This is a genomic window from Buttiauxella sp. S19-1 (assembly GCF_022134725.1).
GTDB lineage: Bacteria > Pseudomonadota > Gammaproteobacteria > Enterobacterales > Enterobacteriaceae > Buttiauxella > Buttiauxella ferragutiae.
Map to the genome: position 1 here is coordinate 1 of NZ_JAHWLU010000158.1, position 8540 is coordinate 8540.

Here is an 8540-nt window from a genome sequence, read left to right on the forward strand (position 1 = left end):
ATCTTATTCTGATGGATAAAGAGTGAACTCGTCATCCATCAGGTTTTTATTGTCAGGCGAAAGTGTTATTGGCAAATTAACGCCATTTCTTTATTTAACAAGTAAGGTCGTAAATAACCCACTGTGTTGGATAACGGCAACACATCGTCGTGAAGTTTGATATTTAATACATCGCGAATGTAGGTGCGACGCTGTTGAATACGCTGCCAAACTTCTGGATACAGTGCGGCTAATTGCAAGCGCAAAGGTTCATCGGCAAGAGCAATAGTGTCTTCAATACTGGCTCCGGCGTAACCCTGGCGCGATGGGATAATGTCGATTTGCAGCAACATTCCGCTGGATAAAGGAATATCCGATGCCGGGTAAATCGGTGAACAGAGCCATTCTTCATCGGCAACTAAATGGCCAGGGTTCAGGTGCCAGTGGTATTCATTTTTCGGCAAAACACCTTCAATCAGTTCATAGACTTCGTGGCCTTTCACACCGACGCGCATATGTTCCAGCCAGGTGACCACCGCGTGGTAATAAGGGATGGCGACCACATCGAGATAATCACGGACTTCTTCAGCAAGTTCGCTGGCGTTGTTCACTACATATGCCGCGCGGCTGGTTAAACCGCCTTTGTAGCTGACGGTGAGCGAGAATTTGTCGCCAGCCTGAATCTGTTTATCGGCAGGATATAAATTGGCGTTGGCAAAACGCTCGCCAGTTGCGGCAATAGTCACAACGTTATTAGCTTGTCCGTCGGCGGCCAACAATGCCGCAATCGACTTTTCAGTTTTACCCAATTCAACCGCATTCAGTGCCGTTAGCGCTGCACTCGACGCCAGGTTTGCGCCGTATTCATAATGGGCGATTTCGTTGGCGTTATTGATGATACGAGCGCCATCACGCGGTGAAATAAACAGCCCGGTGGCATTGAGCAGCTCACATTCGGAAGTGAGTGCGGCCTGAAGTGCCTGGAAAATAAATGTCGGAATATCAAACAGTGACGGGTTGTTATCGTGGGTTCCGGTGAACAGTTTCCAGCCAGCGATGCCAACGCGATGTTGCTCGCGAAGCCCGGCCTGTTGCAGTACTTCGCTCAGTGAAAGCGTGGTGTCCATCGGTTGGTTGGGCAATGAAAACCACGGAGCGTGAAACACACGGGCTGGAACTCTGGAGTGCCTGGCGAGCTTAAGGTTTTCATTACCGAGTACCAGCACCGCTTCACCGCTTTTATGCAGCACCAACAAACCTTCTTCAAAGCGCGGGATGAAACCGGTCAGATACTCAAAATTCCCGCCATGTTCTTTGTCGGCATAGATGACCAGCGCATCCAGGTTCTGCCGCGCCATTGCCTGCAAAATTTTGCTGCGGCGTTGTTGAAGGGTCTGGTCATTTAACACAACGCTCGGCACGTTGAGGTAAATCTCGGGTTGTTTGATGGTGGCAAGCGTAATTGGCATGGGTCTGTCACTCCTTTTTCTTTACCCTGAATAAACGTTAACTTACCACCTGGCTAATTTTGAGCCTATCCCGGTAACCGAGTTTTGGGACGGCCAGGACCCAGTAACAAGGCCAGCTTGTTGCCGCCCTGAGTGGTTTCCATCAAAATTTTACATACGCTGGTGAGCGGCACTGAAAGTAGCATGCCCACCGGGCCGAGCAGCCAGCCCCAGAACAGTAACGAAAGGAAGACCACGAAGGTCGACATCCCGAGGCCACGGCCCATCATGCGCGGCTCGACAATATTCCCCAACACCATATGCACCGCCAGGAACAGTGAGCCGACCATAACCATTTCGTAGGTGCCGTTAAACAAAAACGCCTGAATCATTGGCGGGATAGCGGAAATAACCGAACCAATATTAGGGATGTAATTCAGCAAAAAGCCCAATACGCCCCACATCAGCGCAAATTGCACACCCATCAACTCCAGCCCGAGCCAGATAATCAACCCGGTCCATAGGCTAATCAGCGTTTTGAGTGCCAGATAATGCGTCACACCTTTGAGTGCGCGATGCAGACTGGCGATATGAATTTTCGGGTTGGCCAGAGAGAAGCGCAGTTTATACGGAACGTGGCGCACCTCGAACAGCATAAAGACCACGGTCATCACCAGCAGTAAAATGCTGGCCATCGCGCCGGAAAGCCCGGTCATCAGCGTTGTGGCGTACGACATCACTTTCTCGGAATCCATGCGCTGCAACATGCGCTCGGGCGATAATCGCAGGTGCATAAACGGCAACATCTTTTCGAGCTCAAACACCTTTTGCGTCAGCATCTTGTTGTATTTCGGCAGCATATCGATGAATTCACTCATTGACGCGGCCAGCACCCCGACCAGCATGGTGAGTACAATCAACATCACGAAGACCACTATCGAAATAGCCAGGGGTCGGTTTACGCCACGGCGAATAAACCAGGTGACCAGCGGGTTTAGGACGATGGCGAAGAACAGTGCCAGCAAGAGCTGGACAATGATGTCTGCCGCTGCATGAATCCCGGCGAGAATAACCACCAGTGCGGCAAGTTTTAGCAGAATATGTAGCCCGGTTTTATCGGGTTCAGGAGCGACCATCGGGAGATCCTATGCGCGGAGAATCTTCTTAGTGTAGCGCTTCGTTTTTTTCTCACGGCAGGGCAACTCTGAAATACTGGTGCTGAAATGTGAAACCCGAAGTGTATATACTGAGGAACGCTGTTTTAAAAGTGAATGACCATGCCTGATCTCACACCCACCCCCGCATTAAGCAGTTACCGTCTTAACCTACAGATTGTCTCTGTAGTGATGTTCAACTTTGCCAGCTATATGACGATTGGCCTGCCGCTCGCGGTATTGCCGGGTTACGTTCATGACGTGATGGGCTACAGCGCGTTTTGGGCGGGGCTGGTGATTAGCCTCCAGTATTTCGCCACACTGCTGAGCCGCCCGCATGCCGGACGTTATGCCGATATTCTTGGCCCAAAAAAAATCGTTATCTTCGGTTTGTGCGGCTGCTTCCTGAGTGGTGCGAGCTACATGCTGGCGGCGTTTGGTAGCGCATGGCCGTTGGTTAGCCTGCTGTTGCTCTGCCTTGGGCGCGTCATTTTAGGGATTGGGCAGAGTTTTGCGGGTACCGGTTCAACGCTTTGGGGCGTGGGTGTCGTCGGGTCGTTGCATATTGGACGGGTGATTTCCTGGAACGGTATTGTGACTTATGGCGCGATGGCGATGGGCGCACCGCTTGGCGTGCTGTTCTATCACCTTGGTGGCCTCAAACTGTTAGCGGGAATCATTATGGCAGTGGCGCTGATAGCCGTGCTGCTGGCGCTTCCGCGTCCGGCGGTGAAAGCCAGTAAAGGCAAACCACTGCCATTTCGTGCGGTGCTTGGGCGTGTGTGGCCATACGGAATGGCGCTCGCGCTGGCATCGGCAGGTTTTGGGGTGATCGCCACGTTTATCACCCTGTTTTACGATGCCAAAGGCTGGGACGGCGCAGCCTTCGCGCTCACGCTGTTTAGCTGTGCTTTCGTCGGCACGCGTTTACTTTTCCCGAATGGGATTAACCGCATGGGCGGTTTGAACGTGGCGATGATTTGTTTCTCGGTCGAGATTATTGGCTTGCTGCTGGTGGGGTTGGCGGTTGAACCGTGGATGGCAAAAGCCGGTACATTCCTGACAGGGGCGGGTTTCTCGCTGGTGTTCCCGGCGCTTGGCGTGGTGGCGGTGAAGATGGTACCGCAACAAAATCAGGGCAGCGCGCTGGCAACTTACACCGTGTTTATGGATTTATCGCTGGGGATTGCCGGGCCGTTGGCGGGATTCGTGATGGCGTATGCGGGTGTTTCGGTGATTTACCTGGCCGCGGCGGCTTTGGTTTGTATCGCATTACTGATGGCGTGGCAGTTAAAAAAACGGCCCCCGATTGAGCAACCGGAGGCCGTGTCATCATCACAGCAGTAATAGAAAATAATTACTTAATGGTGATGGTGTTAATGATGTTTTCAGCAGCCGTTTGCGCCAGTTGCTGGTTATCAGCAGGCAGTGTGATTTGCATAGTTAACAGCTGGTTATCAATTTTACCCAGGATAACCGACGAGTAAGCTGTCTGGCCTTTTGCTGAGATAATAGTGTCTAACTGCTGCAGCGTGTGGCCTTTGATCTCGATAGATTTATTGGTCACAACTTGCAACTGTGGGTCACGGGCACGCTGTTGATCTTCAAGACGTTTCGCCAGAGCTGACAGCTCTTCAGAAGTATCATCGCCAACAATCACAATCACCGCTTTCTGACCAGATGCATCAGAGTAGACGTGCATGTTGTTTGACTGAGTGCCCAGCTTACCGCTCTGGTCAGTCATCTCCGCAGGCAGTGCAAAGCTGATTTTCCCATCCAGCAAACTGACGGGCTGACCGGTTGCGCTGCTTTGTGCCGCTTCATTCGCAGTGGCTGTTTTGCTGTCATTGTTATCGCAAGCGGCCAGGCCTAATACCAGCAGGCCAATACCGACATATTTTACCAGATTACCCATGACTTCTTCCTTTACGTTAGCAAGCCTTCGCGGCTGATTTCAGCATCTTATCACAAGATAATTCAACCACCGTCAACCCGGCTGCAACGCCGAACTTTCAGACTTATCTGCCAAACGTTTCAACAACATATTCAGTAGCACGCCGTACATCGGCAGGAAGAATACAATGCTGATTAGCACTTTAAAGCAGTAATCGACGATGGCGATTTCTACCCAATGTTGCGCCATAAAGGCATCCGGGCTGCGCCAGAAAGCAATAAAGAAGAATGACAGTGTGTCGCTGATATTTCCGAAGAGCGTGGATGCCGTTGGCGCAAGCCACCAGTAGCGGCTCTGGCGCAGGCGGTTAAACACGTGCACATCCAGAATCTGCCCCAATGCGTAAGCCATAAAGCTGGCAACAGCGATACGGGCGACGAACAAATTGAAATGCAAAAGTGCGTCGAACCCTTGCCAGGTACCCATATAAAACAGCGCGGAAATACCGTAGGAAATCACCAGCGCGGGCAGCATCACGGCAAAAATAATGCGTCGAGCCAGCGGTGCACCAAAAATGCGTACCGTCAGGTCGGTTGCGAGGAAGATAAACGGAAAGCTAAACGCGCCCCAGGTGGTATGGAAACCAAAAACCGCGACCGGTAATTGCACCAAATAGTTACTGGAAGTAATCACCAGCAAATGGAATAGCGATAGCCAGAACAGCGCTTTAGTGCGCTGAGTAGAATTGAACTGCGTCATTTTGTAGCCTTTTTAGTGAAAGGGGTGAGGGAACCCTGGTCTTTTTTAAAGCGGGGGCGATGATACTGCTTTAACCCCGCATTGCAATGGTTAATTTTAGCGCAATCGTTCACGTGACTTGCGCGATAATCTGCCGGGGGTAAACTAGCGCGGTTTGTTAAATACGAGACCGCTGATGACCGATCTTTTTGCCAATCCTGACCACACTCTTGATGCTTTGGGCCTGCGCTGCCCCGAACCTGTAATGATGGTGCGTAAAACCGTGCGCAATATGCAGGCCGGTGAAACGTTACTTATCATTGCTGATGACCCCGCGACCACGCGTGACATCCCCGGGTTTTGTGTTTTTATGGAACACGAGCTTATTGCTAAACAAGTGGAATCATTGCCTTATCGCTACTTGCTGCGTAAAGGGCAATAAAACCGCTTCAGCCCCTGGCGTCTTGCTTCGGGCTTCTGAACCCGCTTTACATCTGCTTTGAACCCCAATTTCATTTTTTGTCACTTTTTGTGAAGTGCTTCACCCTCGCTTTTCTCCACGTAGTCTAGTTTTTAATCTACAAATTAAAACATTGTTTTACTTCTTATCTCAAATTTCTACCTCTGCTGGAGCGACCCAATGAAGAAGACCTTTCTGCCTGCTTTTGCTGGTTTATGTCTGTCTACCGCGTCCGTTCTGTTTGCTCAAACGGCTTGCGCCCAGGTGATTAAAGCTGCCGACGTTCATCCGGAAGGTTATCCGAATGTGGTCGCGGTGCAGCATATGGGTGAAAAACTCAAACAAGAAACCAATGGTGATTTAGAGATCAAAGTGTTCCCGAGCGGTGTGCTGGGCGATGAAAAACAGATGATTGAACAGGCGCAGATGGGGGCGATCGACATGATCCGTGTGTCGATGGCACCGGTTGCGGCGATCCTGCCGGATGTTGAAGTCTTTACCTTGCCGTATGTGTTCCGCGATGAAGATCATATGCACAAAGTGATTGACGGCGATTTAGGTAAAGAGATTGGCGCTAAGCTGACGAATAACCCGAAATCCCGCCTGGTGTTCCTCGGCTGGATGGACTCCGGCACGCGTAACCTGATTACCAAAAATCCGGTGGTGAAACCTGAAGATCTTAAAGGGATGAAAATCCGCGTTCAGGGTAGCCCGGTGGCACTGGCAACGCTAAAAGACATGGGCGCAAACTCGGTGGCGATGGGCGTGAGCGAAGTGTATAGCGGGATGCAAACCGGCGTTATCGACGGCGCGGAAAACAACCCACCGACGTTTATTGCCCACAACTACATGCCGGTCGCCAAAAACTACACGTTGAGCGGCCACTTCATTACCCCAGAAATGCTGCTTTATTCCAAAGTGAAGTGGGACAAACTGACGCCTGACCAGCAGCAAAAAATCCTTACCCTGGCGCGTGCTACGCAAATGGAACAGCGTGAACTGTGGAATGCTTACAACAAACAAGCGCTGGAAAAAATGAAAGCCGGTGGCGTTCAGTTCCACGAAATCGACAAAGCCTGGTTTGTGAAAGCCACTGAGCCGGTGCGCAAAGAGTATGGTGATAAGCATCAGGACCTGATGAAAGCTATTGCTGAAGTTCAGTAGTTATTATCGCTAACCCTTGCGTGGAGGGGATCTTATGTCCCAACGCTACTCAGATTTGATGGATAAGGTTTATTTGCTGGCGATGATTATTGCGGGGTTTTCACTGTTAGTGATGACGGTGATTATTCCGATTGGCATTTTCTCGCGCTATGCCCTGAACCGTGGGGAGTCCTGGCCGGAACCGGTAGCGATTATCTGCATGGTGACCTTCACGTTCATCGGCGCGGCGGTGAGTTACCGCGCCGGTTCGCACATCGCAGTGAATATGCTGACAGACCGTCTGCCACTGGCGTTGCAGACGTTTTGCGCACGCATTGTTGATCTGCTGATGCTGCTTATCTCGCTGGTGATGTTCTATTACAGCTTCTACCTGTGCGCCGATTTATGGGAACAGCCAGTTGCTGAATTCCCTCTCCTCACTTCCGGCCAAACCTACCTCCCGCTGCCTGTGGGCGCGATCTTACTCATTCTGTTTGTTGTCGAGCGCTTGCTGTTTGGCTCTCAAGAGAACCGCCCAATCGTGTTGCTGGGTAATCACGGTTAAGACCAGGGGATAACATGGACGCATTTATTTTATTAGCGACACTTGCGGTGCTGCTTGCAGTGGGAATGCCCGTGGCCTTTGCCGTTGGGCTAAGCGCCATTGTCGGGGCCTTATGGATAGATTTACCGCTGGAAGCGATCATGATTCAAATCACCAGTGGGGTGAATAAATTTACCCTGCTGGCGATACCGTTCTTCATTCTGGCCGGGGCGATTATGGCGGAAGGCGGTATTGCCCGCCGCCTGGTGAACTTTGCTTATATCTTCGTTGGGTTTATTCGTGGTGGCTTGTCACTGGTGAATATCGTCGCTTCTACGTTCTTCGGAGCAATTTCCGGATCGTCCGTGGCGGATACCGCATCCATCGGTAGCGTGATGATCCCGGAAATGGAGAAAAAGGGTTATCCGCGCGAATATGCAGCAGCGGTCACGGCGAGCGGATCGGTGCAGGCGATTTTGATCCCGCCGAGCCATAACTCGGTGATTTACTCCCTGGCGGCAGGCGGTACGGTCTCTATAGCCACACTGTTTATCGCGGGTATTTTACCAGGATTGTTGCTGGGTTTCTGCCTGATGGTGATGTGCCTCGGCTTTGCCCATAAACGCGGTTACCCAAAAGGTGAACGCATTCCCTTCAAACAAGCGGTGAAAATTTTCTTCGATGCGCTATGGGGTTTGATGACGGTGGTCATTATTCTCGGCGGGATTCTGACGGGGGTATTTACGGCGACAGAATCGGCGGCGGTGGCTTGCGTCTGGGCATTCTTCGTCACCATGTTTATCTACCGCGATTACAAATGGAATGAGTTACCAAAGCTGATGTTCCGCACGGTAAAAACGGTCTCTATCGTAATGATTTTGATTGGTTTTGCGTCGGCGTTTGGCGCGGTGATGACTTTCATGCAGTTGCCGTCACGTATCACGGAATTTTTCACTTCGCTGTCTGACAACAAATACGTGATCCTGATGTATCTCAACGTCATGCTGTTGCTGATTGGCACCTTGATGGACATGGCGCCGATCATCCTGATCCTCACGCCAGTTTTGCTGCCGGTGACCAATTCGCTGGGCATCGATCCGGTGCATTTCGGTATGATCATGATGGTGAACCTCGGCATTGGTTTGATTACACCGCCAGTCGGTTCGGTGCTGTTTGTTGC

Annotated in this window: 9 protein-coding genes; 5 read left to right on the forward strand and 4 right to left on the reverse strand. The window is 51.2% G+C overall.

Annotated features, from left to right (window positions below; genetic code table 11):
* Positions 1 to 65: 65 nt before the first annotated feature.
* Both MES37_RS22225 and MES37_RS22230 read right to left on the reverse strand, forming a co-directional pair.
* Complete coding sequence (locus MES37_RS22225) at positions 66 to 1448, reverse strand: M24 family metallopeptidase (protein WP_237932662.1); 1383 nt, start codon at positions 1446 to 1448, stop codon at positions 66 to 68.
* A gap of 65 nt (positions 1449 to 1513) precedes the next feature.
* Positions 1514 to 2563: an AI-2E family transporter gene (locus tag MES37_RS22230; RefSeq protein ID WP_064542292.1), complete on the reverse strand. Its 1050-nt coding sequence runs from the start codon at positions 2561 to 2563 to the stop codon at positions 1514 to 1516.
* Between the two features lie 141 nt (positions 2564 to 2704).
* Here MES37_RS22230 and MES37_RS22235 point away from each other — a divergent pair, with 141 nt between their 5' ends.
* The gene (locus MES37_RS22235) at positions 2705 to 3928 is read left to right on the forward strand and encodes an MFS transporter (RefSeq protein ID WP_237932663.1); all 1224 of its coding nucleotides are present in this window, start codon (positions 2705 to 2707) and stop codon (positions 3926 to 3928) included.
* 10 nt (positions 3929 to 3938) lie between these two features.
* Here MES37_RS22235 and MES37_RS22240 read toward each other — a convergent pair whose 3' ends face one another.
* Both MES37_RS22240 and MES37_RS22245 read right to left on the reverse strand, forming a co-directional pair.
* Complete coding sequence (locus tag MES37_RS22240) at positions 3939 to 4496, reverse strand: DcrB family lipoprotein (RefSeq protein WP_064542296.1); 558 nt, start codon at positions 4494 to 4496, stop codon at positions 3939 to 3941.
* Positions 4497 to 4568: 72 nt separating this feature from the next.
* Complete coding sequence (locus tag MES37_RS22245) at positions 4569 to 5234, reverse strand: 7-cyano-7-deazaguanine/7-aminomethyl-7-deazaguanine transporter (RefSeq protein ID WP_064542299.1); 666 nt, start codon at positions 5232 to 5234, stop codon at positions 4569 to 4571.
* A gap of 175 nt (positions 5235 to 5409) precedes the next feature.
* On the opposite strand from MES37_RS22245, the gene tusA reads away from it, so the two are divergent.
* The 4 genes from tusA to MES37_RS22265 form a co-directional block, all read left to right on the forward strand.
* Positions 5410 to 5655, forward strand: coding sequence for a sulfurtransferase TusA (gene tusA, locus MES37_RS22250; RefSeq protein WP_064542301.1), 246 nt, complete (start codon positions 5410 to 5412; stop codon positions 5653 to 5655).
* Between the two features lie 198 nt (positions 5656 to 5853).
* On the forward strand, positions 5854 to 6837 hold the full coding sequence (locus tag MES37_RS22255) for a TRAP transporter substrate-binding protein (RefSeq protein ID WP_064542303.1): 984 nt from the start codon (positions 5854 to 5856) through the stop codon (positions 6835 to 6837).
* Positions 6838 to 6871: 34 nt separating this feature from the next.
* A complete protein-coding gene (locus MES37_RS22260) occupies positions 6872 to 7381 on the forward strand; it encodes a TRAP transporter small permease (RefSeq protein ID WP_064542306.1) in 510 nt (169 codons plus the stop codon).
* A 14-nt stretch (positions 7382 to 7395) separates the two neighbouring features.
* Positions 7396 to 8540, forward strand: a 1145-nt coding sequence (locus MES37_RS22265; RefSeq protein ID WP_237932664.1) for a TRAP transporter large permease, incomplete at its 3' end; no start/stop codon positions are given.

Bases quoted from the DNA above. Each gene is read 5' to 3' on its own strand.
- MES37_RS22225 (WP_237932662.1), bottom strand. From the start codon at position 1,448: ATGCCAATTACGCTTGCCACCATCAAACAACCCGAGATTTACCTCAAC.
- MES37_RS22230 (WP_064542292.1), bottom strand. From the start codon at position 2,563: ATGGTCGCTCCTGAACCCGATAAAACCGGGCTACATATTCTGCTAAAA.
- MES37_RS22235 (WP_237932663.1), top strand. From the start codon at position 2,705: ATGCCTGATCTCACACCCACCCCCGCATTAAGCAGTTACCGTCTTAAC.
- MES37_RS22240 (WP_064542296.1), bottom strand. From the start codon at position 4,496: ATGGGTAATCTGGTAAAATATGTCGGTATTGGCCTGCTGGTATTAGGC.
- MES37_RS22245 (WP_064542299.1), bottom strand. From the start codon at position 5,234: ATGACGCAGTTCAATTCTACTCAGCGCACTAAAGCGCTGTTCTGGCTA.
- tusA (WP_064542301.1), top strand. From the start codon at position 5,410: ATGACCGATCTTTTTGCCAATCCTGACCACACTCTTGATGCTTTGGGC.
- MES37_RS22255 (WP_064542303.1), top strand. From the start codon at position 5,854: ATGAAGAAGACCTTTCTGCCTGCTTTTGCTGGTTTATGTCTGTCTACC.
- MES37_RS22260 (WP_064542306.1), top strand. From the start codon at position 6,872: ATGTCCCAACGCTACTCAGATTTGATGGATAAGGTTTATTTGCTGGCG.